This window comes from Pelomonas aquatica (assembly GCF_026712205.1).
Taxonomy (GTDB): domain Bacteria; phylum Pseudomonadota; class Gammaproteobacteria; order Burkholderiales; family Burkholderiaceae_C; genus Pelomonas; species Pelomonas aquatica.
In genome coordinates, this window is sequence record NZ_JAPPUW010000001.1 from 364707 (window position 1) to 387626 (window position 22920).

Genomic DNA, 22920 nt, shown 5'->3' on the forward strand with positions numbered 1-22920 from the left:
TTCGACACGATCGATCCCCAGGCCCGATGAAGATCAGCTCCGCAGCGCCGACCCTGGCCGCCCTGGCCACCGCCGTCCTCCTCCTTGCCGCCACGCCGGCGGCCCAGGCCGGCACCGGCCCGGGCGTCGCCTGGCAGGCCGCCGCGGCCGATGCCGACATCGACCGCTACTTCCAGCAGGCCAAGGCCGAGAAGAAGCCCGTGCTGCTGTACTGGGGCGCCAAGTGGTGCCCGCCCTGCAACCAGCTCAAGGCCACGCTGTTCAACCGCGCGGACTTCATCGAGCAGAGCAAGGCCTTCGTGGCCGTGGGCATCGACGGCGACGCGCCCGGCGCGCAGAAGCTCGGCAACCGCTTCAAGGTGCGCGGCTACCCGACGCTGATCCTGTTCAGCCCGAGTGGCAGCGAGATCACCCGCCTGCCCGGCGAGGCCGACGCGGCCCAGGTCATGAAGGTGCTGCAGCTCGGCCTGTCCAGCGGCCGGCCCGTCAAGGCCGTGCTGGCCGACGCCCGGGCCGGCAAAAAGCTGAGCGCCAACGAATGGCGGCTGCTGGGCTTCTACGGCTGGGAGACGGACGAACAGCAGCTGCTGCCGGCCGAGCAGCGCACCGCAACGCTGGCCCAGCTGGCCAAGGCCAGCGAAGGCGCGGGCGCCGAGCTGGCGGAAACCTCGACGCGGCTGTGGCTGAAGTCGGTCGGCGCGATGGCCGAGGGCAAGGCGGCCGACCCGGCCCAAATTTCGACAGGTTTGCCGCGCCTGCGCGCCGTGCTGGCCGACGCCCCCCAGGCCCATGCGCAGATGGACGTGCTGACCAACGAGGCGCCGGACCTCGTCAAGGCCTTCGCGCCGCAGCCCGGCGACGCCCGCAACGCCCTCGTCGCCGAGTTCGACGCCGCGCTGAGGCGCCTGAACGCGGACGCGACGCTGTCCCGCGCCGACCGGCTGAACGCGCTGCAGGGCCGCGTCGACCTGGCCCGCCTGGACTCGCCCAGGGACGACCCCAACCCCAAGGGCATCCCGGCCGCGCTGCTGGCCGAGGCCCGAGACCAGGCCGGCCGCGCCAACCGCGAGATCACCGACGGCTACGAGCGCCAGGCCGTCGTCACCGAGGCCGCGCATCTGCTGGGCAGCGCGGGCCTGTGGAAGGACAGCGACGAGTTGCTGAAGTCGGCCCTGGCGCGCAGCCACTCGCCCTACTACCTGATGAGCCAGCTCGGCGGCAATGCCAGGAAGCAGGGCCGGAAGGCCGACGCGCTGCACTGGTACGAGGAGGCCTTCAACAAGAGCGAGGGCCCGGCCACGCGGCTGCAATGGGGCTCGAACTATTTCGCGGCCCTGGTCGAGCTGGCGCCCGAGGACACGGCCCGCATCGAGAAGACGGCCGCCCAGCTGTTCGCCGAGGCCGACAAGGACCCGGGCGCCTTCTACGAGCGCAGCGAGCGCTCGCTGAAGAAGGTCGCGACGCTGCTGGCCGGCTGGAACAAGACCCCCGCCCAGGCCGCTGCCGTCGGCCGGCTCAAGGCCCAGCTCGACGGCGTCTGCGGCCGGCTGGACGCCAGCGACGCCAAGGCCCGCTCGGCCTGCCAGGGGCTGATGAAGAAGGCCTGAGCCGGCCAGCCGACCCGCGTTTCTGGCCGCTGGCGCGCCCCCGCTCGCCACTCATCCCATGACCGGCGCGGGCGCGCCGGCCCGCGCCGCATACTGCGCGCCGTCCCAACGACAAGAAGAGATTGGCATGCGTGACTGGCGAGGGCGGCTGCTGGCGCTCCTGATGACGGCCGGGCTCGGAGGCACGGCGATGGCGGCGGCGACAACGGCGCCGCTGAAGCCCTGCCGCGTCGACGGCATTCCCAACGAACTGCAGTGCGGTAGCCTGCAGCGCCCGCTGGACCCGGCCCGGCCGGACGGCGTGAAGATCGACATCCACTACCTCGTCGTGCCGGCGATGGCACGCAACAAGCTGCCCGACGCGGTGCTGATGCTGGCCGGCGGCCCCGGCCAGAGCGCGATCAACGTGGCCTCGCGCGTGCTGCCGCGCCTCTCGAGGCTGAACAACCGCCGCGACCTCGTCTTCATCGACCAGCGCGGCACCGGCCGGTCCGCGCCGCTGGACTGCCCCGACGACAGCAAGCTGCCCATCGCCGAGCAGTTGGAGCCGGCCGCGCAGATGCGCCGCATCGACGCATGCCGCGCCAAGCTGGAAAAGCTCCCCTATGGCGACCTGCGCTTCTTCACGACGACGATCGCGATGCAGGACATGGACGCCGTGCGCCAGGCCCTGGGCGTGCCGCAGTGGGACCTGATCGGTGGCAGCTACGGCACGCGGGCCGCGCTGGAATACCTGCGCCAGTTCCCGGCCCAGGTGCGCCGCACCGTCATCGACGGCGTCGCGCCGCCCGACATGGTGCTGCCCGCCAGCTTCTCGCCCGACACCCAGGCCGCGCTGGACAAGCTGATCGAGGCCAACGCCAAGGCCTTCCCCGGGCTGCGCGCCGACTGGCAGAAGCTGCTCGCCTCGCTGCCGCGCCAGGTGACGGTGGCCCGGCCGCTGACCGGCGCGGCCGAGCATTTCACGGTCGACCGCGGCCTGCTGCTGCGCGCGGTGCGCCCGCCCCTCTACCAGCCGGCGCTGGCGGCCGCCCTGCCTGCGGCCATCCACGCGGCGGCCACCGAGGGCCGCTTCGAGGGCCTGTTCGGCCTGACGACGGCCTTCGGCGGCGGCAAGGGCATGAAGCTCGCGATGGGCATGCACTTCTCGGTCATCTGCGCCGAGGACGCGCCGCGCATCGGCCAGGCGACGGACGCGCCCGGCACTGACTTCGGCCGCGTCGACGCCGAGATGTACGCCCGCGCCTGCCGCGACTGGCCGCGGGGCGAGGTGCCGCCCGAGTTCTACAAGGTGCCGCCGGCGCCCAGCCCCGTGCTCGTGATGAGCGGCGGCGCCGACCCGGCCACGCCGCCGCGCCACGGCGAGCGCGTCGCGAAGGCGCTGGCGGCGGGCCACCCGGAGCGGGTGCAGCACCTCGTCGTGCCCGAGTCCGGCCATGGCGTCATGGCGGTGGGCTGCGTGCGCGACATCGTGTTCCGCTTCATCGACGCCAAGAGCGCCGCCGACGCGCTGCCCCAGGACTCGGCCTGCGCGACCCGCATCCCGCGCCCCGTCGCCTTCCAGCCCGTGCAGTCCACGCCGGAAGGAGCGGCCCAATGATCGACATCCAGGACGTTCACAAGCAGTTCACCGCGCAGAGCGGCGGCAGCCTGTTCAAGCGGGGCGCCAAGCGCATCGTGCACGCGGTGCAGGGCGTCAGCCTCGCAGCCGCCAACGGTCGCATCACCGGCCTGCTGGGCGCCAACGGCGCCGGCAAGACGACGACGCTGCGCATGCTGGCCGGCCTGCTGCCGCCGGATGCGGGCCACATCGCGGTCGACGGCATCACGGTCAAGGCCGAGCCGCTGAAGGCGCTTTCGCGCATGGGCATCCTCGGCGATGCGCACGGCCTCTACCCGCGGCTGTCGGCGCGCGAGAACATCGTCTACTTCGGCCGCCTGCAGGGCATGGCGCCCGAGGCCGCGAACGCGCGTGCGGAAGAGCTGGCGCGGCTGCTGGACATGCAGTCCATCCTGGACCGCCGCGCCGACGGCTTCAGCCAGGGCGAGCGCATGAAGACGGCGCTGGCCCGCGCCCTCGTGCACGACCCCGCCAACATCGTGCTGGACGAGCCCACCAACGGCCTCGATGTGCTGGCCACCCGCGCGCTGCGCGAGGCCCTGCGCTGGCTCAAGAGCCCGGCGGGCGGCGGCAAGTGCATCGTCTTCTCGACGCACATCATGCAGGAGGTGGAGCAGCTCTGCGACGAGGTCGTCGTCGTCTCCCACGGCCGCAGCGTCGCGCACGGCAGCGTGCCCGAGCTGCTGGCCCAGGCCGGCGAAGCCCGCTTCGAGAACGCCTTCGTGAAGCTCGCATTCCCCGAGGAGGTCGCGGCATGAAACAGGCCTTGATCGTTTTCTTCAAGGAGCTCAGCGACGCGCTGCGCGACCGCCGCACGCTGCTGCGCCTGCTGATTCCCGCCGTGCTGATGGGCCCGCTGCTGCTGACGGCGCTGTCCGGCCTGATCGCCTCGCTGGAGGAGCGTGCCGACAAGCGCGAGGTGTTGGTCGTCGGCATGGACGCCGCGCCGACGCTGGCCAACTACATCGAGCGCCAGACCTACACGATGAAGCCCGCGCCGGCCGACTACGAGGCCCGGTTGCGCGCGACGACGCTGCTCGAGCCCGTGCTCGTCGTGCCCAGGGACTTCGAGGCCAGGCTGCGCAGCGGCGAGGCGCCGACGGTGGAGGTCGTCAGCGACAGCGCCAACCAGCGCGCGATGGCCGGCACCGGTCCGCTGCGCGGCCTGCTGCTGGGCTTCAGCCACGAGCGCGCGCTGCTCAACCTGGCGATGCGCGGCGTCTCCACCGAGCTGCTCGACCCCGTGGACGTGCAGGAGCGCGACCTCGCCAGCGCCCGGGCCCGTGCCGCGCGGCTGACCAGCATCATCCCGATGTTCATCATCATGGCCGTGCTCTACGGCGCGCTGACCGCGGCGCTGGACAGCACGGCCGGCGAACGCGAGCGCGGCTCGCTGGAGCCGCTGCTGATGAACCCGGCGCCGCACGGTGCCATCGTGGCCGGCAAATGGGGCGCCGTCGCGCTGCTGGGCATGGCCGTGGCGCTGATGTCGTCCCTGAGCTTCATCCCGGCGCAGTGGCTGCTGAAGAGCGACGTTCTGCAGGCCCAGTTCAGCTTCGGCGGCCCCGAGGTGCTGGCCTTCTGGCTGCTGCAGATCCCGCTCGCGGCCGGCCTGTCGGCGCTCTTGATGGCCCTGGCCATCCGCTCCAAGACCTTCAAGGAGGCCCAGGCCAGCAGCACCCTCGTCATCACCGCCATCAGCCTGATGCCCATGGTCAGCCTCTTCAACCCCGGCGGCGACGCGCCCTGGTATCTGTGGGTGCCGGGCCTGGCCCAGAACACGTTGATGCTGCAGGTGCTCAAGGGCGAGACGCTGCGCTGGGCCCAGGTGCTGCCGGGCGTGCTCGTCGGCTTCGCGCTGGCGGCCGTGGCGCTGGCCTATGTAGCGCGCTCGATGCGCGCGGCGGTGGCACGATGAGGGCCGCCGCCACCGCCCTCGCCGCGGCACTGCTGGCCGGCTGCGCCGCCTACCAGGGCTTCCAGCCCGCCACGCCCGACGGCTACGACGGCCCGACCGTCAACGTCGCCGACCAAACGGTCCAAGTGAGCGGCAGCCTGGTCCACGTCTTCGAGATGACGCGGGTCGACGGCCGCCGGCTGCTGAGCACCAGCATCGCGACGCTGCAGGCCAACCAGGGCCGCGGCTTCGGCGTCGCGCCGGTGGCCCTGAGCAACGAGCTGCCGCCCGGCCCGGCCCGCGTGAGGCTGCAGGCCGTCACGCAGTACGCCGCGCCCATCCTGGCGATGACGAACCCGACCTGCCGCGTGGAGGGCGACGTGGCCTTCGCGCCCGAGGCCGACCACCGCTACCGCGTGGCCGGCCGCATCACGGCCGCGGAGTGCATGGTGTGGATCGAGGACGCGACCTCGGGGCATGCGGTGACCGAAAAGGTCTCGGGCAAGGGAACCGGTTCCTAAGCCAGCCTGCGCGCCGCCGCCTTCAGCAGCGCCCGCGAATACCGGCGGTGAAAACCCAGCAGCGCGTGGAAGATCCAGCCGAAGCGCGGCTCGCCGCCCGGGCCGCGCCGGCGCGGGATCAGCGCCGAGCCGAACCACAGCGTCGTCGCGCCGCCCTCGCCCGCCTCCACCTTGAACCAGGAGCGCGTGAAGCCGCTGTCCTCGTGCATCAGCAGCTCGTCTTGGGCGCGCGCCTCGACGGTCCAGGCCGCCATGCGGCGGTCCTCGCCACGGGCGACGGCGCGCACGTCGGCATCGCTGGACGGCCGGCCGCTGCGGGCGATCAGCCAGCGCTCCAGCTTGAACAGCCGCGTCGTGTAGAAGGCTTCGACGAACTCGGCCAGCGTGACGCCGCGCGGCAGGCGCAATGCGTAGGCATCGGCGAAGGCGCCACGCTCGGCGGCCAGGCGGCCGAGCAGGCTGGCGGAGGGGACAGGGCTGTCGGTGACGGAGGGCATGGCCGCGCAGTCTGCCGCAGATTGATGACCTCAAGCGCGTGGCGCCGTCTGCTCCTCCATCCTGCCCAGCCAGCGTATCGCCTGCTCGCGGCTGCTGCCGCACATGTCCTCCTGAGGCCGCAGCGAGCCGCAAACGGCCGGGCGCTCGGGCCTGCCGAAGAGGCGGCAGCGGTCCTCGTCGTCCAGCTGCACGCAGCGCACGCCGGCCGGCTTGCCATTCGGGTGGCCTGGGATGGGCGAGCTGATCGAAGGCGCGATGCAGCAGGCGGCGCAGCGGGGGCGACAATCCATGGTGAATCTGGAGGTGAGCAATGAATTGTCGGTGCAAGCTCGCCGCTACATTCACGGGGCGCTCTTACCGTCGCCATGTCGATACGAACCTCTGCTGTCCTTGCACTCTGCCTGATGGTTTTAGGCCCGCATGCCCGGGCTCAGACACCGGCGCGCCTGCTGCCCGTTGACCAGGCAGCATCGGTCCCGGACTTCTTCAGCTTTCGCGCCCGCCTTCAAGCCGCCGTGGCGCAACACGACACGGCCGCCGTGTTGGATGCGCTCAGCAAGGATGTCGAGCTGTCCTTTGGTGGTGATCACGGTTTGGACGACTTCAAGACGATGTGGAAGCCAGAAGCTGCCGACAGCCTGTTGTGGGAGACCCTGGCAACCACGCTGGCCCTGGGCGGCAGCTTCGACAAAAACGGCCGGTTCATCGCGCCCTACACCTTCTCGCGATGGCCGCAGGGCCTGGACGGCTTCAGCCATGTGGTGGCCGTCGGCACCGGCGTGCGCGTGCGGTCCGCGGCCAACGACGCTGCGGCCGTGGTCGCCAGCCTCGATTTCTCGATCGTCGAAACGGCCGACCCGTCTGGCGAGCCGGACGGCTGGGTTGCCGTGAAGCTGCCCTCGGGACAGATCGGCCACGTGCGCGACCGGCTAATGCGTAGTCCGCTCGAATACCGCGTCGGCTTCTCCAAGCAGGCGGGGCGCTGGCAGATCGACTTCTTCATCGCGGGCGACTGATCTCACGCGTCGCGCCAGGGATAAGCCACCCATGGGTGACTTATCCACACCCGCTTCGTAAAATTCGGGGTTTGCCCGAGCTTTCGCCCGGGCCCTGTTCTTTCCAGGACCGAGATGCTCTACCCCAAGGAATTCGATGTCATCGTCGTCGGCGGCGGCCATGCCGGCACCGAGGCGGCGCTTGCGGCCGCGCGAATGGGTGCGCAGACGCTGCTGCTGACCCACAACATCGAGACCCTGGGCCAGATGAGCTGCAACCCCAGCATCGGCGGCATCGGCAAGGGCCACCTGGTCAAGGAGGTCGACGCGTTGGGCGGCGCGATGGCCCTGGCCACCGACGAAGGCGGCATCCAGTTCCGCATCCTCAATGGCTCCAAGGGCCCGGCCGTGCGCGCCACCCGCGCCCAGGCCGACCGCATCCTCTACAAGGCGGCCATTCGCCGCCGGCTGGAGAACCAGCCCAATCTTCAAATCTTCCAGCAGGCCGTGGACGACCTGTTGGTGGAAGGCGACCGTGTCATCGGCGCCGTCACGCAGGCCGGCATCCAGTTCCGCGCCCGCGCCGTCGTGCTGACGGCCGGTACTTTCCTGGACGGCCGCATCCACGTCGGCCTGGAGAACTACAGCGCCGGCCGCGCGGGCGACCCGCCGGCGGTCTCGCTGTCGGCCCGGCTCAAGGAGCTGAAGCTGCCGCAGGGCCGGCTCAAGACCGGCACGCCGCCGCGCATCGACGGACGCACGATCGACTTCTCCAAGTGCGAGGCCCAGCCCGGCGACCTCGATCCGGTGCCGGTGTTCAGCTTCCTCGGCAATGCGGCCATGCACCCGCAGCAGCTGCCCTGCTGGATCACGCACACCAACCTGCGCACGCACGAGATCATCCGCAGCGGCTTCGACCGCAGCCCGATGTTCACCGGCGTCATCGAAGGCGTGGGCCCGCGCTACTGCCCGAGCATCGAGGACAAGGTGAATCGCTTCGCCGACAAGGACTCGCACCAGATCTTCCTGGAGCCCGAGGGCCTGACGACGCACGAGTTCTACCCGAACGGCATCTCCACCTCCCTGCCCTTCGACATCCAGCTCGCCGCGGTGCGCAGCATCCCCGGCCTGGAGAACGCCGACATCCTGCGCCCCGGCTACGCCATCGAGTACGACTACTTCGACCCGCGCGGGCTGAAGGCCTCGTTCGAGACCAAGGTCATCCAGGGCCTGTTCTTCGCCGGCCAGATCAACGGCACGACCGGCTACGAGGAGGCGGCGGCCCAGGGTCTGTTCGCCGGCCTGAACGCGGCGCTGCAGGTGCGCGGCGACGGCCCGTGGACGCCGACGCGCGACCAGGCCTACCTCGGCGTGCTGGTGGACGACCTCATCACCAAGGGCGTGACCGAGCCCTATCGCATGTTCACCAGCCGCGCCGAGTTCCGGCTGCAGCTGCGCGAGGACAACGCCGACGCCCGCCTGACCGAGACCGGCCGCCGGCTCGGCCTGGTGGACGACGAACGCTGGGCCGCCTTCAACCGCAAGCGCGACGCGGTTTCACGTGAAACCGAGAAGCTGAAAAGCACCTGGGTCCACCCCGGTATCCTGCCGGCGGCGGACGCCGAACGCTTGGTCGGCAAGGCGCTGGAGCGCGAGTACAGCCTGGCCGACCTGTTGCGCCGGCCCGGCGTGGGCTTCGACACCATCGCCGAAGTGGCCGCGATTGCGAAGCCGGAGGCGGGTGTTTCACGTGAAACGCTTGTCGCTGAGCTGGGCCAGGAGCTGGCCGACCTCGTGGCCGAGCAGGTCGAGATCAGCACCAAGTACGCCGGCTACATCAACAAGCAGGTCGACGACGTCGCCCGCGCCGCCCACTTCGAGCACCTGAAGCTGCCCGAGGACCTGGACTACGGCCTCGTCCACGCCCTCTCCTTCGAGGCCCGCCAGAAGCTGAACGTTCACCGCCCCGAGACGCTGGGCCAGGCCTCGCGCATCTCCGGCATCACGCCGGCCGCGATCTCGCTGCTGCTTGTGCATCTGAAGAAAGGCAAGTTCAAGGGCTTCACCGAGGCGGAAGCGGCATGAGGGACACGCTCGCCGCGGCAGCCACGGAACTCGGCCTCGAACTCACAGACACCCAACTCGACCAGCTGCTGGCCTACCTGGCCCTGCTGCAGAAGTGGAACAAGGTCTACAACCTGACCGCCGTACGCGACCCGGCCCAGATGCTGAGCCACCATCTCGTGGACAGCCTCTCCGTCATCGCACCGCTGCAGCGCCACGGCGCGCCGGCCAGGCTGATGGACGTGGGCGCCGGCGGCGGCCTGCCCGGCGTGGTCATCGCGATCTGCTGCCCGGGCACCGACGTCAGCTGCGTGGACGCCGTTGTCAAGAAGGCCACCTTCATCCAGCAGGTGGCGGCCGAGCTGAAGCTGCCCAATCTGCATGGCGTGCACAGCCGCGTCGAGCAGCTCAGCACCCCGCCCTTCGGCGTCATCACGTCCCGCGCCTTCGCGTCCCTGGTCGACTTCACGAGCCTGACCCGCCAGCATTTGGCGGAAGGCGCGGTCTGGATGGCCATGAAGGGCCAGCACCCGGCCGACGAGATCGCCGCCCTGCCCGCCGACGTGGACGTGTTTCACGTGGAACAACTGGCCGTCCCCGGCCTGGACGCCCAGCGCTGCATCGTCTGGATGCGCCCCCGCTGAGCGGCTCACGCGGGTCGCGCCCGAGGGTCGGCCCGCCCTCTCCCCGGTACGATGCCGGCAGTCCCGCAAAACCCCAGCCATGGCCAAGATTTTCTGCATCGCCAACCAGAAGGGTGGCGTCGGCAAGACCACCACCACCGTCAACCTCGCCGCCGGCCTGGCGCAGCTCGGCCAGCGCGTGCTCGTCGTCGACCTGGACCCGCAGGGCAATGCGACCATGGGCTCCGGCATCGACAAGCGCAAGCTGGAGACGACGGTCTACGACGTGCTGCTGGAGTCCGCCTCCATCGCCGAGGCCAAGGCCCGCTCCGAGAAGGCCGGCTATGACGTGCTGGGCGCCAACCGCGAGCTGGCCGGCGCCGAGGTCGAACTGGTGGAGCTGGAGCGCCGCGAGGCCCGGCTGAAGGGCGCGCTGGCCGAGGCGGCCAAGGACTATGACTTCGTGCTGATCGACTGCCCGCCGTCGCTGTCCATGCTGACGCTGAACGGCCTGTGCAGCGCCCACGGCGTCATCGTGCCGATGCAGTGCGAATACTTCGCGCTGGAGGGCCTGACCGACCTGGTCAACACCATCAAGCAGATCCACGCCAACCTGAACCACGACCTGCAGATCATCGGCCTGCTGCGCGTCATGTTCGACCCGCGCATCACGCTGCAACAGCAGGTCAGCGACCAGCTCAAGGCCCACTTCAACGACAAGGTCTTCGACACCGTCATCCCGCGCAATGTGCGCCTGGCCGAGGCACCCAGTTACGGGCTGCCGGGCGTCGTCTTCGACCCCAGCTCCAAGGGCGCGCAGGCCTTCGTCGACTTCGCCAGGGAGATGGTGAAGCGCATCGAGACGATGCGGTGATCGACGCCCTCGCCCTGCGCGCCGAACTCGCCGGCCTCGACGCCAGCGCCCCGCCCCAGCAGGCCGACATCGACGGCTGGCTGATCCGGCTGTCGCCCGGCAAGGCCAAGCGCTCGCGCTGCATCAATGCGCTGCGCCAGGGCGCGCTGCCGCTGGACGATCTGCTGGCCCGCTGCCAGGCCGCCTACGACGCCGCCGGCCTGCCGCTGGCCGTGCGCGTGACGCCCTGGAGCCAGCCGGCCGACCTGGACGCACGCCTGGCCGCCAAGGGCTGGGGCGCCTTCGACGCAGCCGACGTGATGGTGCTGGACACCCTGCTGCCCGACCCCGCGCCCGTCGCGCTGCAGGCCCTGGGCGCGCAGGACTACGCCGCCCGCGTCGGCGCATTGCGCGGCTCGTCGGACACGGCCATCGCGGCCCACGCGGAGCGCATCGCTAACGCTCCGGTCAGCTACCAGGGCTTCGCGCTGAACGACGCCGACGGGCGGCTGCTGGCCTGCGGCCAGATGGTGGTCGACCGCGACATCGTCGGCCTCTACGACATCGCGTCCGCCGTCGAACGCCAGGGCCATGGCGAGCGCCTGTGCCGCGCGCTGCTGGCCCTCGCCCATGCCCAGGGCGCGCGCCAGGCCTATCTGCAGGTCGGCAGCGACAACTCGGTGGCCCGGCGGCTGTACGCGCGCCTGGGCTTCGTCTTCGCCTACCGCTACCACTACCGCAGCCCCGAGCACGAGCTGACGTGACGCCGCGCCTGGTTCGACGCACCAACAAAAAAGGGAGCCGCCGGCTCCCTCGGGATGATCGGCCGGGGCCGGATCAGAAGCGGTAGCCGACGCCGAACTTGATGGACACCGGGTCCAGCGTCGTCTCGATGGCCTGGCCGGTGGACAGGCTGCCCGTGGTCTTGATGAAGGTCTTGGTCACCGACAGGCTGGCGGACCAGTCCTTGGTGATGTTGTAGGCGCCGCCCAGTTCCAGCGTGGCGCCGAAGCGGCTCTTCATCGACAGCGTGGTCGGGTTGCTGGGCGTGCCGCCGGTGATGCCCGACAGCGCGGCCGTGGCCTTGGGCTTGTAGAAATAGCCATAGGTGACGCCGGCGCCGACGAAGGGGCGGAAGGCGCTGCCGGCCTCACCGAAGCGGTACTGGGCCAGCAGCGTGGCCGGCAGCGACTTGACCGTGCCGAGCTTGCCGACGCCCTGGATCGCGCCCGCGCCGATGACGTCGTGCGTGAACGGCGCCGAGATCGGCAGGTCGATGCTGATGTTGTCGGTCCAGTAGTAGGTGATGCCGCCGACGAAGGACGTGGCCTTCTTCACATCGATCTTGGTACCGGGCGCGCTGGGCGCGCTGAGGTCGCCGCTGTCGACCTGCGGCGTGATCTGGGCCGCGCCGCCGTAGACGACGATGCTGCCGGCCGACTGCGCGTGAACAAGACTAGTGGCGCAAAGCAGGGTTGCTGCAAGCAGGGATTTGATATTCATAAAGTTCTCCTGATTGGCTCACGCGGACTCAGAGCCAGCCTTTGCGAGCCAGTTCCAGGGACACTGCCTGCGACAGCAATTGTTCCCCGTAGGGAGTAGGGTGGACGGTGTCGGCGAACAGGTAGTGGCTGACATCGCCGGCGACGACATTGTTGGCATTGCAGACCAAGGACGAAGCCAAGGGGTTCTTGGCCGGGCTGAGGTCGCAGGCCGGCATGGTGACATTGGCCAGGCTGTACTTCGCGGGATTGGCAATCTCGTCGCGCACTCCCTGGGCGGCATCGACCCAAACCAAGTCGGTACCGGACAAACCGCCCTTGAGCTGATCGTTGAAGGTGTTAACCATCTGCAGGATCAGGCCCTGCGTTGCGGCAGGCAGGCTCTTGGCGAAAGGCGTCAGGCTGACATCGGGCAGGTTGATAACCACGACGTTCTTGGCACCCTTGCCAACCACCAAGGCCTTGACATAGCCGGCCAACTCGGCACCTGCCTGGCCCATTGCAGTCACACCTGCGGTAGCGGCAGCGGTCGGGTCGCCACCAGCGGCTATGGTCGCCTGCACGGTGGCAAGGTTGATGAACACATCGTTGCCACCGGCATAGACGAACACGAGCTCGGTGCCCTTGTAGCTGCCGCCGACCGCGGCGAGGTGGTTTTGCAACTGCGTCACGACGGGCACCGTGAGCTGGCCCAGCACGGCGTTGGAGCCACCCAGCAACTTATTGCCCGGACCAACCGGATTGGTCACGCGCGAGCCGCCCTGGCCATAGGCGAAACAACCTGCATTGTTCTTGACAGGCACGCTGAACCCTTGAGAGGCGAGTCCGTCTAGGCCTTGCTGGGCCGGGCAAGGCTTGGCCAGGCCATAGAGGGCGGCGATGCGCGCCAGCCAGCTGGGACCGACGCCGTTGACGGTGTATTGGCCGCCGCCCAGAGCGGCGACCGTGCCCACCTGATAGGTCCCCTGGTCACTCAGGCTGTCGCCGAAGGACACCACGCTGCCGGGGCTGAACTTGGGCGTCGTGTCCGCGGTGGCACCGCCGCCGCAACCCGCCACCAGCAGGCCGGCCATCAGCGCCGCGGAGGCCGCGGCAATCCGGGTGAGGAAGGGTTTCATCGTTGTCTCCTAGGGGACACCGCGGCTGCGGCGCATTGAAATTCGGGAGCGCAACTCTAGCCCTTGCACCCGCGGCGGCCGTTGTGTTTTGGGCCGCAAGGCGTAAAGAACTTCCCTGATGAAGGGCTTGAGCAAGTCTGTGGATGGCTGCAGGACAACTGCCCGGATATCCACAGGCCTGGGCCGTTTGGCGAAGTTGTTCCCAAACGCGGGACAAACCGTCCGGGTTCCGGCACACAGGCTTGTTAGCCAGCCAAGCGCTTGCCACGCAAGGGGTTTTCGGCCTTGTCCACAGCGCGGGCCGGCCCCTACTACCACCACCAATTTGAAATCTTGAATACCGTCTTGAATACATTGGACACTTCCGGCATGGATTTCCAAGCCCTGCAGCAGCGTCTGCGCCGCTTCGCCGACGAACGCGGCTGGCAGCCCTACCAGACCCCCAAGAACCTCGCGATGGCCATGACGGTGGAGGCCGCCGAGCTGCTGGAAATCTTCCAGTGGCTGACGCCGGAGCAGTCCCTGAACCTCAACGACGACCAGCGCCGCCACGTCGGCGAGGAACTGTCCGACGTGCTGCTCTATCTGGTGCAGATCGCCGACCACGGCGGCGTGGACCTGGAGGCTGCCGTCGAGCGCAAGCTCGCGATGAATGCGATCAAGCACCCGCCCGGCAGGTCTTGAAGGGGTCTTGATGGAAACCATCGCCGTCATCGACTTCGAGACGACCGGCCTCGGCCCCGCCGGCGGCGGCCGCGCGACCGAGATCGCGGCCGTGCTGGTGCGCGGCGGCCAGGTCGTCGACCGCTTTGCCAGCCTGATGCGCAGCGGCGCCTGGGTGCCGCCGCAGATCCAGGCCCTGACCGGCATCAGCAACGAGATGCTGGCCGGCGCGCCCGATGCGGCCGATGTGATGCGCGAGCTGGCCCGGTTCACCGCGGGCTGCCCGCTGGTGGCGCATAACGCCGGCTTCGACCGGGGCTTCTGGCAGGCCGAGATGCAGCGCGCCGGCATCGAGCCCGACCCCGCCCACGAATTCGCCTGCACGGTGCTGCTGACGCGCCGGCTCTGGCCCGAGGCCAAGAGCCATTCACTGGGCGAGCAGGTGCGCTTCCATCGGTTGAGCTATTCAGGCCGCGCCCACCGTGCGCTGGCCGATGCCCTCGTCGCCGCGGAGCTGCTGCTGAAGGTGCAGGCCGAGGTGGCGCGGCGCTTTGCGCTGGACCTGGGTGGCACCGAGGTCGACCATGCGCTGCTGGCCGAGCTGCAGCGCACGCCGCTGCGCTGGCTCAGGCGCGGCCTGGTCGAGCATCTGAAGGCGCGAAGAGCCGCGTGCGAGGCAGCCTGAGCGCAGCGCAGGAAGCCCAGAAATAATTCTGTCAAGAGGCTGCCGCGCGGGCTCGGGCAAGGACAATGCCGGCCTTTCGTGCCCCGCGTATTGCTGAAGAAGAATTCCATGTCCGTGATCCAGGTTCGCCCCGCCACCCTGCGCGATGCCAAGGCCATCGCCGAGATTCACGTCGCCGCCAGCCAGGACGCCTACAAGTCGCTGCTGCCGGCCGCCGCGCTGGATGCGATGTCGGTGCAGAAGCGCCAGGCCTTCTGGCGCGAGGCCATCGACCTGTGCGAGCCCCAGGTCATCGTGGCCCATCTGGACAACAAGATCATGGGCTTCGCCGGCTTCGACCGTTCGCGCGACAAGGGCACGCCGGCCACGACCGGCGAGGTCTGGGCGCTGTTCGCCGACCCCGTGCACTGGGACAAGGGCGTGGGCCTGGCGCTGTGGGATGCCACGCGCGACGGCCTGCAGGAAGAAGGCTGCACCAAGGCCACGCTGTGGTGCTACTTGCGCAACGAGCGCGCGCTGCGCTTCTTCGAGCTGGCCGGCTTCAAGCGCGAGCTGGGCAGCGCCCGCACGACCGAAGTCGGCGGTGCCCGCGTCGAAGAGATCCGCCTGCACCGCTCGCTGGTCTGAGCGACTCCGGCCAGAAGAAAAGCGCCTCTGGCGAGGCGCTTTGTCGTTTCAGGCCGCATAGCCCTGCGTGGCCAGCGCCCAGCCGTCGGTCGCGTCGTCATGGCGCTGGATGTGTACCGGGCAGAGCTTCTTGGCTGCGGCGCGTTCCACCAGTGCTTCGGCCTGCTCGGGCGTCAGCTGCAGCGCGAAGCGCGTCCAGCGCTTCTGCACCAGCGGCAGGGCCCAGGCGTCTTCCAGCGCCCAGCGGATCTGGTGCGGCTGCTGCAGTTCGGCCGCGGCCAGCACGCGCGGCGCCAGCGCGAGCAGGAAGCGGTTGAAGTCGCTGCGCAGCGCGTCGGTCGGCAGCAGGGCTTCGAGGCGGCTCAGGCGGGCGCTCCAGCCCGGCGTCGCGAGCTGGCGCGTGATGAGGGCTTGCAGCGCCTGGATGGGATTGAACAGGCGCAGCCGGTTGGGCGGCAGCACGCGCAGCGGGATCTGCGCGGCCTGTTCGTGGCTCAGCGGCGTGACGAAGCTGGCCAGCACGGCCAGGCGCTGCCACTCGGCCTCGGCCAGGCCGCCGATGCGGGTGATGGGGCCGGCCGCGCAGCTGGCGGCCATGCCGGCGATGGCCTGCCGGCCGTGGCTGCCCTTGGCGCGGTTGGCGCGGCGGCTCATCACGGCGAGGTTGCCGGCCGCGTAGCCGGCGTCGTCGCGGACGCGGTCGATGCTGCGGTTGTCGTCGCCCAGCAGTTCGCGGGTGATGGGGCAGTGGCTGGTGTCCAGCTGCGCCAGGTGGTGGGGCGTCAGCTGGATGTCCTCGAAGCTGCGGCCGCGAGCCCAGGCATGGGTGCGCAGTGCCAGCCACAGCACCACCGGCGGGCTGGCCGGCGTGCGCACGGCGCGGCCGCGCGTGGCCATCCAGCCGCGCTGCAGCGGCGACTGCGGGTAGAGGTGGGCGATGGGCGGCGTGAGGCCGTGCAGCGCGTAGTCGCGGCCCAGGGCCAGGCCGATGCGCTCGTGGGCGCTGACGGAGGTGGGGGCCTCGATCAGTCCCAAGTCGAACTGGACGAGGGCGGGCTGGGCGGTGGCTTGGGTGTTGAAGGCGGCTTGCATGTCGGGCTCCTGGTCGGTTGGGCTCGCCGATGAAGTTCGCGGGCCTTCTCTGCAGTCTGCGAGCCAGCTGGCTCATGAGATGATCTACCTGCAAAACCACTGTAAATATTTTCAGGATGGACCGCACCGAGCGCTTCTACAAGATCGAGCACCTGATCCGCTCGCGTGGCTGCGTGTCGTTCGCCGAGCTGATCGACGCGCTGGAGGTGTCTTCAGCCACGCTCAAGCGCGACCTGGCCTATCTGCGCGAGCGGCTGGACGCCCCCATCGAGTACGACGTCGGCGAGAACGGCTACCGCTTCGGCCAGCAGTGGCGCGGCGGCAAGCACGAGCTGCCGGGCGTCTGGTTCAACGAGGCCGAGCTGCACGCGCTGCTGACGATGCAGCAGATGCTGGCCGGCCTGGACGAGCAGGGCGTCGTGGGCCGCCATCTGCAGCCCATGTTCGACAAGATCACCGGCATGCTGGGCGTGGACGCGGCCGAGGCGGACGAGCTGCGCCGGCGCGTCAGGCTCATCGGCACCGCGCGCCGGCGCGTGGCCAGCGACAGCTTCGAGACCGTCGGCAGTGCCGTCGTCAAGCGCCGCAGGCTGGCCATCCGCTACCGCAAGAAGCGTGATGGCGTGGCCAGCGAGCGCGAGGTCTCGCCGCAGCGCCTCGTGCACCACCGCCATGCCTGGTATCTGGACGCCTGGTGCCATGCCAGCGACGCCTACCGCCGCTTTGCGCTGGACGGCATCGAAAGCGCGACGCTGCTGGACACCGACGCCAAGGCCGTGCCGCTGGCCGAGCTGGAGGCCGAGCTGGACCAGGGCTATGGCATCTTCGCCGGCGGCACGCCGCGCGAGGCCGAGCTGGTCTTCAATGCCGAGACGGCGGCCTGGGTGTCGCGCGAGGAATGGCATCCGGCCCAGCACAGCGAGTTCCTGCCCGACGGCCGCTGGCGGCTGCGCCTGCCCTATGTGGACGACACCGAACTGCTGATGGACCTGCTGCGCCACGCCGGCCGCGTCGAAGTCGTCGGGCCGCCTGCGCTGCGCGAGGCCTATGCGGCACGCCTGCGCCGGGCCGCCGCGGCGCTCGAGGTTTGAGGCCGGTCATATGGCAGCGGGGTCAATCGCGTTAGGCTCGGCGCATCTTCCATCCGACCGAGGAGCTTGCGATGAGTGACACCACCCTGGCGAAGGAAAAGCTGGCCGCGGACTTCCGCGCCGTCATGGACGACATCGACTCGCTGATGACGGCCACGGGCAGCCAGGCCGAAGGCGAAGCCAAGGCCTTGCGCGCACGCATCCGCGAGCGCCTGGACGATGCGAGGGAAAGGCTGCTCGACGCCCAGCACGAGGCCGTGCGGCGCGCCAGGGCCGCGGCCACGGCCACCGATGACTATGTGCACGACAACCCCTGGCAGGCCATCGGCGTCGCCGCGGCCATCGGCCTGGCCTTGGGCGTGCTGATCGGCCGCCGTTGAGCACGACGCCCGAGCGCGAGCCGGTTTCCGGCCCGCTGCGTCGACTCGGCGCCTCGCTGCTGACGCTGGGCCGCATCCGGCTCGAGCTGCTGGCCGTCGAGGTCCAGGAGGAGAAGGAGCGCATTGCCGGCCTGGTGCTGTGGGCCGTGCTGGCCGCGCTGCTGGCCGGCTTCGCCGTGCTGATGCTGCTGGTGCTGGCCGTCGTCGCGCTGTGGGACAGCCATCCGCTGCTGGCGCTGGGTGCGGCCAGCGGCGTGCTGGTGGTCGCGGCCGCGCTGGCCGTGCGCCGGCTCAAGGCCCTGGCCGCCCAGCCCGCGACGCTCTTCCAGGCCAGCCTGGCCGAGCTGCGCGACGATGCCGACACCCTGCACCGCCGCACGCCATGATCCCGCGCATCCCCGAGGACCCGGCCCGGCGCGCCCAGCGCAAGGCCGACCTGCTGATGGCCTCCCAGCTGCTGCGCGGCCAGGCCGTGCTGGCCGTGGACGACCTGGGCCAGCGGGCAGACCATTGGGGCCGCCGCTGGCTGTGGCTGCGGGCCCAGCTGGCCGACCCCTGGGTGCGGACGGCAGGGGCGCTGGGCGCGGCCTTCATGGCCGGGTCGGGCCGCCGCCGTGGCCGCTGGATGCAGGCGCTGCGCTGGGGGCTGCTGGCCTGGCGGATCTGGCGGCGCAAGCCTTGATTCAGTTCTCGGCCGCGTCCAGCCGCTTCATCCTCTCGCTCTGCCAATAGACGTCGTCGCCGCCCAGCCCGTCGAGGTTGGCGCGGTTCAGCACGCGGGCCAGCACGAAGAGCAGGTCGGACAGCCGGTTCAGGTACTGGCGCGGCGCGGCGTGCAGGGTCTCGCTGGCGGCCAGCGTGATGACGGCGCGTTCGGCGCGGCGGGCCACGGTGCGGCAGACATGGGAAATGGCCGCGCTGCGCGTGCCGGCCGGCAGGATGAATTCCTTGAGCCGCGGCAGCGCCGCGTTGTAGTGCTCCAGCGCCTCGTCCAGGCGCAGCACGGCGGCGTCCTTCAGCAGCTGGCCACCCGGCCAGGAGAGTTCGCCGCCGAGGTTGAAGAGCTCGTGCTGGATCGTGATCAGCAACTCGCGGATGTCGTCGGGCAGGGGCTCGGCCAGCAGCAGGCCGAGGTTGGAATTGAGCTCGTCGACGTCGCCCATGGCCTGCACGCGCAGGTGGTTCTTGGGCACGCGGCTGCCGTCGGAGAGGCCGGTCGTGCCGTCGTCGCCGGTGCGGGTGGCGATCTGGGAGAGGCGGTTGCCCATGTGGCGGTCTGCAAGGGTTGGGAGGCCGCCATTGTCCTCAGTGGCGTCTGCCGCTGCGATGGAAGCCGGGCTTGCGCGCCGGCGCGGCGTGCGGGTGCAGGCCGGGGTTCTCGGGCAGCTGTTCGACGAGGGGGCCGGCCCGCGGGGGCTCTTGCCCGGCCTGTGGCTGGCCCATCAATTCACGCCAGCGGGCCACCAGCATGTCGAAGCGCAGGGCGCCGAGCGCGATCAGCGCGACGGCCAGGATCAGCAGCAGCCAGGTCAGGGTCATGGAAGTTGCTCCCGGTGTGGACAGCCCGATGCTGGCACCGTCGGCGCCGCGCTGCAACACAATCGGCTGATCTGCATCAGGAGACCCGCCGATGAACGCGCCCGCCCACCCCGTCGCCGTCGCGCCGCCGCTGCCTGAAGGCCTGCTGTCCGCGCTGCATGCCGAATTCGCCGGGCGCTGCTCGACGGCCCTGGCCGTGCGCGAGCAGCATGGCCGCGACGAGTCCGTCTTCGACATGCCGCCGCCGCAGGCCGTCGTGTTCGCCGAGAGCGAGGCCGAGGTCGCGCGCGTCGTCGCGCTGTGCGCGGCCCACCGTGTGCCCGTCATCCCCTATGGCGCGGGCTCGTCGCTGGAGGGCCATCTGCTGGCCGTGCGCGGCGGCATCAGCCTGGACGTGTCGCGCATGAACCGCATCCTGCGCATCGCCGCCGAGGACCTGACCGTGACCGTGCAGCCCGGCGTCACGCGCAAGGCGCTGAACGAGGCCTTGAAGCACGAGGGTCTGTTCTTCCCCATCGACCCCGGCGCCGACGCCAGCCTGGGCGGCATGGCCGCCACGCGCGCCAGCGGCACGAACGCGGTGCGCTACGGCACGATGCGCGAGAACGTGCTGGGCCTGCGTTTCGTCAATGCGAACGGCGAGATCGTGCGCAGCGGCTCGCGGGCGAGGAAGAGCAGCGCCGGCTACGACCTGACGCGCCTGCTGGTCGGCAGCGAAGGCACGCTGGGCGTCATCACCGAGCTGACGGTCAAGGTGCATCCGCTGCCCGAGGCCGTCTCGGCGGCGATCTGCTTCTTCCCCGGCATCGACGCGGCCGTGCGCACGGCCATGCAGATCATCCAGATCGGCGTGCCCATCGCGCGCTGCGAGCTGCTGGACGCGAACGCGCTGCGTGCCGTCAACGCGCACGACAAGCTGGGACTGAAGGAAGCCTCCATGCTGCTGATGGAGTTCCACGGCAGCGAGGCCGGCGTGGCCGAGCAGGCGGCCGTCGTGCAGGACATTGCCGCCGACCATGGCGGCGAGGCCTTCGAATGGGCCACGACGCCCGAGGCGCGCACGCGGCTGTGGACGGCCCGCCACCATGCCTATCTGTCGGGCCTGCAGATGCGACCGGGCTGCCGCGCGGTGACGACGGACACCTGCGTGCCCATCTCGCGCCTGGCCGAGAACATCAACGCGTCCATCGATGAGGTCGAGGCCGCCGGCCTGCCCTATTTCATCGTCGGCCATGTCGGCGACGGCAATTTCCACATGGCCTATCTGCTGGACCCGGCCAAGCCCGACGAACTGGCGACGGCCGAGCGCCTGAGCGCGCAGATGGTGGCGCGGGCGATTGCGCTGGAGGGTACCTGCACCGGCGAGCACGGCATCGGGCTGCACAAGCAGGGCTTCCTGCTCGACGAGGCGGGGCCGGAGGCCGTGGCGATGATGCGGGCCGTGAAGGCGGCGCTGGATCCGCTCGGCATCTTCAACCCGGGCAAGGTCTTCGCCTCCACAAACTGAACGAGGCCGAAGCCGGGCCGGATTCCTAAACTCGGCCGGATGGACAGCACCACCGCTCCCTGCGCGCTGCGCCGCTTCGACGACCTGCCCGGCCCGCGCGGCCTGCCGGTGCTCGGCAATCTGCTGCAGATCGACTCGCCGCGGGTGCACCAGCAGGTCGAGGCCTGGTGCGAGGAGTTCGGGCCGCTGTTCAAGCTCAGGCTGGGCAAGCGGCGCGTCGTCGTCGTCGGCGACCATGAGCTGATCGGCATCGCGCTGCGCGACCGGCCGGATGGCTTCCGGCGCACGCAGAGGCTGGAGGACGTGGGCCGCGAGATGGGGCTGAGCGCGGGCCTGTTCGCGTCCAACGGCGAGGTCTGGAAGCGCCAGCGCCGCATGGTCATGGCCGGCTTCGACCCGGTGCATGTGAAGCGCTACTACCCGGCCCTGCTGCGCGTGGCCGGGCGCCTGGTGGGGCGCTGGCAGGACGCCGCCCGCGCGGACCGCCGCATCGAGCTGCAGGCCGACCTGATGCGCTTCACGGTGGACGCCGTGGCCGGGCTGGCGTTCGGCGAGGACGTGAACACGCTGCAGTCCGACGAGGACATCATCCAGCGCCACCTGAACCGCATCTTCCCGATGCTGTCCAAGCGCCTGTTCCTGCCGCTGCCGATCTGGCGCTGGTGGCCTTCGGCCGAGGACCGCGCGCTGGTGCGCAGCGTGGCCGAGATCGATGTCGCCGTGCAGGGCTTCATCGCCAAGGCGCGGGCACGCCTGGCCGCCGACCCGGGCCTGCACCGCGAGCCGGGCAATCTGCTGGAGGCCATGCTGGTGGCGGCCGACGAGCCCGGCAGCGGCATCGACGACGAGCAGGTGGCCGGCAATGTGCTGACGATGCTGCTGGCCGGCGAGGACACGACGGCCAACACGCTGGCCTGGCTGATCTGGCTGCTGTCGCGCCATCCCGCGGCCCTGGCCCGCGCGCGGGCCGAGGTGGACGGCGTGCTGGCCGGCGCGGCCCTGCCGGACCTGGAGCAGCTGGGCCGGCTGGACTTCGTCGAGGCTTGCGCCCACGAGACGATGCGGCTGCGCCCGGTCGCGCCCATCAACACGATGCAGGCCGTGCACGACACGCAGGTCGGCGATGTGGCGGTGCCGGCCGGCATGATCGTCATGGCCGTGATGCGGCGCGATGCCGTCAGCGAGCGCCACTTGCGCGATGCGGCCGAATTCGACCCCGACCGCTGGCTGGCCGACGCCAGGCAGGCCGGCGCGGCCAAGCGCCTGTCCATGCCCTTCGGCGCCGGGCCGCGCATCTGCCCGGGGCGCTATCTGGCGCTGATGGAGATCAAGCTGGCCTGCGCGCTGCTGCTGCGCCATTTCGACATCGCCGCCGTCGACACGCCCGACGGTCAGGCGCCGCGCGAGCGCCTGCAGCTGGCCATGGGGCCGGTGGGGCTGTCGATGCGGCTGGGCCTGCGCGGCTGAGCGGCCGACCCGGGGATTCGGCCGGCGCGCCATGCGGCCCGCCCGGATTGCCCACAATCCGCCCGTTCCAACCGTTCCGAGGAGAACAAGCGATGTTCAACCACATCATGGTCGGCAGCAACGACATCGAGCGCAGCAAGCGCTTCTACGACGCGGTGCTGGCCGTGCTCGGCGCCCCCGCGGGCTTTCCGAACACGGGGCCCAAAGGCCACCAGCGGGTGTTCTACCGCCATGCGGGCAACAGCTTCGCCATCAGCCAGCCCATCAACGGCGAGCCGGCCTGCCATGCCAACGGCGGCACCGTCGGCTTCAAGTGCGAGTCGGCCGAGCAGGTCAAGACCTTCCACGACGTGGCCGTGGCCCACGGCGGCCAGCCCATCGAAGAGCCGCCGGGCCTGCGCGAGAGCGCGATGGGCGCCATGCACCTGGCCTATGTGCGCGATCCGGACGGCAACAAGCTCTGCGCGGTCTACCGCGTGCCCAAGACCTGAGAGCTTGAGACGCTTCGTTGCGCGCCTAAGCGTCCGCGCCCCGGCGCGCCGCACAGTGACGGGCATCGCAACAGGAGCC

27 protein-coding genes are annotated in these 22920 nt (G+C 70.4%); 20 read left to right on the plus strand and 7 right to left on the minus strand.

The window, feature by feature from the left end; all coding sequences use genetic code 11:
- Window positions 1-26: 26 nt before the first annotated feature.
- The 5 genes from NYP07_RS01765 (at window position 27) to NYP07_RS01785 (ending at window position 5646) form a co-directional block, all read left to right on the plus strand.
- The gene (locus NYP07_RS01765) at window positions 27-1607 is read left to right on the plus strand and encodes a thioredoxin family protein (RefSeq protein ID WP_268146740.1); all 1581 of its coding nucleotides are present in this window, start codon (window positions 27-29) and stop codon (window positions 1605-1607) included.
- A gap of 127 nt (window positions 1608-1734) precedes the next feature.
- A complete protein-coding gene (locus NYP07_RS01770; protein WP_268146741.1) occupies window positions 1735-3207 on the plus strand; it encodes an alpha/beta hydrolase in 1473 nt (490 codons plus the stop codon).
- Window positions 3204-3986: an ABC transporter ATP-binding protein gene (locus NYP07_RS01775; protein ID WP_268146743.1), complete on the plus strand. Its 783-nt coding sequence runs from the start codon at window positions 3204-3206 to the stop codon at window positions 3984-3986. The genes NYP07_RS01770 and NYP07_RS01775 overlap by 4 nt, the downstream gene beginning before the upstream one ends.
- A complete protein-coding gene (locus NYP07_RS01780; RefSeq protein ID WP_268146745.1) occupies window positions 3983-5146 on the plus strand; it encodes an ABC transporter permease in 1164 nt (387 codons plus the stop codon). Before NYP07_RS01775 ends, NYP07_RS01780 begins: the two co-directional genes overlap by 4 nt.
- Window positions 5143-5646, plus strand: coding sequence for a hypothetical protein (locus tag NYP07_RS01785; protein WP_268146747.1), 504 nt, complete (start codon window positions 5143-5145; stop codon window positions 5644-5646). The genes NYP07_RS01780 and NYP07_RS01785 overlap by 4 nt, the downstream gene beginning before the upstream one ends.
- Here NYP07_RS01785 and NYP07_RS01790 read toward each other — a convergent pair.
- The gene (locus NYP07_RS01790; protein ID WP_268146750.1) at window positions 5643-6143 is read right to left on the minus strand and encodes a hypothetical protein; all 501 of its coding nucleotides are present in this window, start codon (window positions 6141-6143) and stop codon (window positions 5643-5645) included. The two genes, NYP07_RS01785 and NYP07_RS01790, sit on opposite strands and share 4 nt — an antisense overlap.
- 30 nt (window positions 6144-6173) lie before the next feature.
- Window positions 6174-6434, minus strand: coding sequence for a YkgJ family cysteine cluster protein (locus NYP07_RS01795; protein WP_268146752.1), 261 nt, complete (start codon window positions 6432-6434; stop codon window positions 6174-6176).
- Window positions 6435-6686: 252 nt separating this feature from the next.
- On the opposite strand from NYP07_RS01795, the gene NYP07_RS01800 reads away from it, so the two are divergent.
- From NYP07_RS01800 to NYP07_RS24010, 5 genes are all read left to right on the plus strand, one after another.
- The gene (locus NYP07_RS01800) at window positions 6687-7160 is read left to right on the plus strand and encodes a hypothetical protein (protein WP_268146754.1); all 474 of its coding nucleotides are present in this window, start codon (window positions 6687-6689) and stop codon (window positions 7158-7160) included.
- A 114-nt stretch (window positions 7161-7274) separates the two neighbouring features.
- On the plus strand, window positions 7275-9224 hold the full coding sequence (gene mnmG, locus NYP07_RS01805) for a tRNA uridine-5-carboxymethylaminomethyl(34) synthesis enzyme MnmG (RefSeq protein ID WP_268146756.1): 1950 nt from the start codon (window positions 7275-7277) through the stop codon (window positions 9222-9224).
- Complete coding sequence (gene rsmG / locus NYP07_RS01810) at window positions 9221-9847, plus strand: 16S rRNA (guanine(527)-N(7))-methyltransferase RsmG (protein ID WP_268146758.1); 627 nt, start codon at window positions 9221-9223, stop codon at window positions 9845-9847. Before mnmG ends, rsmG begins: the two co-directional genes overlap by 4 nt.
- Window positions 9848-9926: 79 nt before the next feature.
- Window positions 9927-10700: a ParA family protein gene (locus NYP07_RS01815; RefSeq protein WP_268146761.1), complete on the plus strand. Its 774-nt coding sequence runs from the start codon at window positions 9927-9929 to the stop codon at window positions 10698-10700.
- Window positions 10697-11443, plus strand: a complete 747-nt coding sequence (locus NYP07_RS24010) for a GNAT family N-acetyltransferase (protein WP_268146763.1) — start codon at window positions 10697-10699, stop codon at window positions 11441-11443. The genes NYP07_RS01815 and NYP07_RS24010 overlap by 4 nt, the downstream gene beginning before the upstream one ends.
- Before the next feature lie 73 nt (window positions 11444-11516).
- On the opposite strand, the gene NYP07_RS01825 is transcribed toward NYP07_RS24010, so the two are convergent.
- Window positions 11517-12182 (minus strand): OmpW/AlkL family protein, encoded by a 666-nt coding sequence (locus NYP07_RS01825; RefSeq protein ID WP_268146765.1) that lies wholly within the window; start codon window positions 12180-12182, stop codon window positions 11517-11519.
- Window positions 12183-12210: 28 nt separating this feature from the next.
- The gene (locus NYP07_RS01830) at window positions 12211-13299 is read right to left on the minus strand and encodes an SGNH/GDSL hydrolase family protein (protein WP_268146767.1); all 1089 of its coding nucleotides are present in this window, start codon (window positions 13297-13299) and stop codon (window positions 12211-12213) included.
- Window positions 13300-13668: 369 nt separating this feature from the next.
- Here NYP07_RS01830 and NYP07_RS01835 point away from each other — a divergent pair, with 369 nt between their 5' ends.
- The 3 genes from NYP07_RS01835 (at window position 13669) to NYP07_RS01845 (ending at window position 15274) form a co-directional block, all read left to right on the plus strand.
- Window positions 13669-13983 carry a nucleotide pyrophosphohydrolase gene (locus tag NYP07_RS01835; protein ID WP_268146768.1) on the plus strand — a complete coding sequence of 105 codons (315 nt, stop codon included), beginning with the start codon at window positions 13669-13671 and terminating at the stop codon, window positions 13981-13983.
- A 10-nt stretch (window positions 13984-13993) separates the two neighbouring features.
- On the plus strand, window positions 13994-14647 hold the full coding sequence (locus NYP07_RS01840; RefSeq protein WP_268146769.1) for a 3'-5' exonuclease: 654 nt from the start codon (window positions 13994-13996) through the stop codon (window positions 14645-14647).
- Between the two features lie 108 nt (window positions 14648-14755).
- Window positions 14756-15274, plus strand: coding sequence for a GNAT family N-acetyltransferase (locus NYP07_RS01845; RefSeq protein ID WP_268146770.1), 519 nt, complete (start codon window positions 14756-14758; stop codon window positions 15272-15274).
- A gap of 48 nt (window positions 15275-15322) precedes the next feature.
- Here NYP07_RS01845 and NYP07_RS01850 read toward each other — a convergent pair whose 3' ends face one another.
- A complete protein-coding gene (locus NYP07_RS01850) occupies window positions 15323-16366 on the minus strand; it encodes a hypothetical protein (protein ID WP_268146771.1) in 1044 nt (347 codons plus the stop codon).
- Between the two features lie 116 nt (window positions 16367-16482).
- Between NYP07_RS01850 and NYP07_RS01855 the strand changes: the two genes are divergently transcribed.
- From NYP07_RS01855 to NYP07_RS01870, 4 genes are all read left to right on the plus strand, one after another.
- Window positions 16483-17457: a helix-turn-helix transcriptional regulator gene (locus tag NYP07_RS01855; protein ID WP_268146772.1), complete on the plus strand. Its 975-nt coding sequence runs from the start codon at window positions 16483-16485 to the stop codon at window positions 17455-17457.
- Window positions 17458-17528: 71 nt separating this feature from the next.
- Window positions 17529-17837, plus strand: a complete 309-nt coding sequence (locus NYP07_RS01860) for an ElaB/YgaM/YqjD family protein (RefSeq protein WP_268146774.1) — start codon at window positions 17529-17531, stop codon at window positions 17835-17837.
- Window positions 17834-18223: a phage holin family protein gene (locus NYP07_RS01865; protein ID WP_268146776.1), complete on the plus strand. Its 390-nt coding sequence runs from the start codon at window positions 17834-17836 to the stop codon at window positions 18221-18223. Before NYP07_RS01860 ends, NYP07_RS01865 begins: the two co-directional genes overlap by 4 nt.
- Complete coding sequence (locus tag NYP07_RS01870; protein WP_268146778.1) at window positions 18220-18519, plus strand: hypothetical protein; 300 nt, start codon at window positions 18220-18222, stop codon at window positions 18517-18519. Before NYP07_RS01865 ends, NYP07_RS01870 begins: the two co-directional genes overlap by 4 nt.
- Before the next feature lies 1 nt (window position 18520).
- Here the strand turns inward: NYP07_RS01870 and NYP07_RS01875 are convergent, their stop codons facing one another.
- Both NYP07_RS01875 and NYP07_RS01880 read right to left on the minus strand, forming a co-directional pair.
- Entirely contained in the window at window positions 18521-19105 is a 585-nt protein-coding gene (locus NYP07_RS01875) for a cob(I)yrinic acid a,c-diamide adenosyltransferase (RefSeq protein ID WP_268146780.1), read from the minus strand.
- A 37-nt stretch (window positions 19106-19142) separates the two neighbouring features.
- Window positions 19143-19376 carry a hypothetical protein gene (locus NYP07_RS01880; RefSeq protein WP_268146782.1) on the minus strand — a complete coding sequence of 78 codons (234 nt, stop codon included), beginning with the start codon at window positions 19374-19376 and terminating at the stop codon, window positions 19143-19145.
- Window positions 19377-19467: 91 nt separating this feature from the next.
- On the opposite strand from NYP07_RS01880, the gene NYP07_RS01885 reads away from it, so the two are divergent.
- From NYP07_RS01885 to NYP07_RS01895, 3 genes are all read left to right on the plus strand, one after another.
- The gene (locus NYP07_RS01885) at window positions 19468-20883 is read left to right on the plus strand and encodes an FAD-binding oxidoreductase (protein WP_268146784.1); all 1416 of its coding nucleotides are present in this window, start codon (window positions 19468-19470) and stop codon (window positions 20881-20883) included.
- A 39-nt stretch (window positions 20884-20922) separates the two neighbouring features.
- Window positions 20923-22350: a cytochrome P450 gene (locus tag NYP07_RS01890; protein ID WP_268146786.1), complete on the plus strand. Its 1428-nt coding sequence runs from the start codon at window positions 20923-20925 to the stop codon at window positions 22348-22350.
- 92 nt (window positions 22351-22442) lie between these two features.
- Window positions 22443-22841 (plus strand): VOC family protein, encoded by a 399-nt coding sequence (locus NYP07_RS01895; protein ID WP_268146788.1) that lies wholly within the window; start codon window positions 22443-22445, stop codon window positions 22839-22841.
- Window positions 22842-22920 lie beyond the last annotated feature (79 nt).

Excerpts from the sequence above, each read along its gene's own strand:
- NYP07_RS01765 (WP_268146740.1), top strand. The coding sequence starts at position 27 with ATGAAGATCAGCTCCGCAGCGCCGACCCTGGCCGCCCTGGCCACCGCC.
- NYP07_RS01770 (WP_268146741.1), top strand. The coding sequence starts at position 1,735 with ATGCGTGACTGGCGAGGGCGGCTGCTGGCGCTCCTGATGACGGCCGGG.
- NYP07_RS01775 (WP_268146743.1), top strand. The coding sequence starts at position 3,204 with ATGATCGACATCCAGGACGTTCACAAGCAGTTCACCGCGCAGAGCGGC.
- NYP07_RS01780 (WP_268146745.1), top strand. The coding sequence starts at position 3,983 with ATGAAACAGGCCTTGATCGTTTTCTTCAAGGAGCTCAGCGACGCGCTG.
- NYP07_RS01785 (WP_268146747.1), top strand. The coding sequence starts at position 5,143 with ATGAGGGCCGCCGCCACCGCCCTCGCCGCGGCACTGCTGGCCGGCTGC.
- NYP07_RS01790 (WP_268146750.1), bottom strand. The coding sequence starts at position 6,143 with ATGCCCTCCGTCACCGACAGCCCTGTCCCCTCCGCCAGCCTGCTCGGC.
- NYP07_RS01795 (WP_268146752.1), bottom strand. The coding sequence starts at position 6,434 with ATGGATTGTCGCCCCCGCTGCGCCGCCTGCTGCATCGCGCCTTCGATC.
- mnmG (WP_268146756.1), top strand. The coding sequence starts at position 7,275 with ATGCTCTACCCCAAGGAATTCGATGTCATCGTCGTCGGCGGCGGCCAT.
- rsmG (WP_268146758.1), top strand. The coding sequence starts at position 9,221 with ATGAGGGACACGCTCGCCGCGGCAGCCACGGAACTCGGCCTCGAACTC.
- NYP07_RS01815 (WP_268146761.1), top strand. The coding sequence starts at position 9,927 with ATGGCCAAGATTTTCTGCATCGCCAACCAGAAGGGTGGCGTCGGCAAG.
- NYP07_RS01825 (WP_268146765.1), bottom strand. The coding sequence starts at position 12,182 with ATGAATATCAAATCCCTGCTTGCAGCAACCCTGCTTTGCGCCACTAGT.
- NYP07_RS01830 (WP_268146767.1), bottom strand. The coding sequence starts at position 13,299 with ATGAAACCCTTCCTCACCCGGATTGCCGCGGCCTCCGCGGCGCTGATG.
- NYP07_RS01835 (WP_268146768.1), top strand. The coding sequence starts at position 13,669 with ATGGATTTCCAAGCCCTGCAGCAGCGTCTGCGCCGCTTCGCCGACGAA.
- NYP07_RS01840 (WP_268146769.1), top strand. The coding sequence starts at position 13,994 with ATGGAAACCATCGCCGTCATCGACTTCGAGACGACCGGCCTCGGCCCC.
- NYP07_RS01845 (WP_268146770.1), top strand. The coding sequence starts at position 14,756 with ATGTCCGTGATCCAGGTTCGCCCCGCCACCCTGCGCGATGCCAAGGCC.
- NYP07_RS01850 (WP_268146771.1), bottom strand. The coding sequence starts at position 16,366 with ATGCAAGCCGCCTTCAACACCCAAGCCACCGCCCAGCCCGCCCTCGTC.
- NYP07_RS01855 (WP_268146772.1), top strand. The coding sequence starts at position 16,483 with ATGGACCGCACCGAGCGCTTCTACAAGATCGAGCACCTGATCCGCTCG.
- NYP07_RS01860 (WP_268146774.1), top strand. The coding sequence starts at position 17,529 with ATGAGTGACACCACCCTGGCGAAGGAAAAGCTGGCCGCGGACTTCCGC.
- NYP07_RS01870 (WP_268146778.1), top strand. The coding sequence starts at position 18,220 with ATGATCCCGCGCATCCCCGAGGACCCGGCCCGGCGCGCCCAGCGCAAG.
- NYP07_RS01875 (WP_268146780.1), bottom strand. The coding sequence starts at position 19,105 with ATGGGCAACCGCCTCTCCCAGATCGCCACCCGCACCGGCGACGACGGC.
- NYP07_RS01880 (WP_268146782.1), bottom strand. The coding sequence starts at position 19,376 with ATGACCCTGACCTGGCTGCTGCTGATCCTGGCCGTCGCGCTGATCGCG.
- NYP07_RS01885 (WP_268146784.1), top strand. The coding sequence starts at position 19,468 with ATGAACGCGCCCGCCCACCCCGTCGCCGTCGCGCCGCCGCTGCCTGAA.
- NYP07_RS01890 (WP_268146786.1), top strand. The coding sequence starts at position 20,923 with ATGGACAGCACCACCGCTCCCTGCGCGCTGCGCCGCTTCGACGACCTG.
- NYP07_RS01895 (WP_268146788.1), top strand. The coding sequence starts at position 22,443 with ATGTTCAACCACATCATGGTCGGCAGCAACGACATCGAGCGCAGCAAG.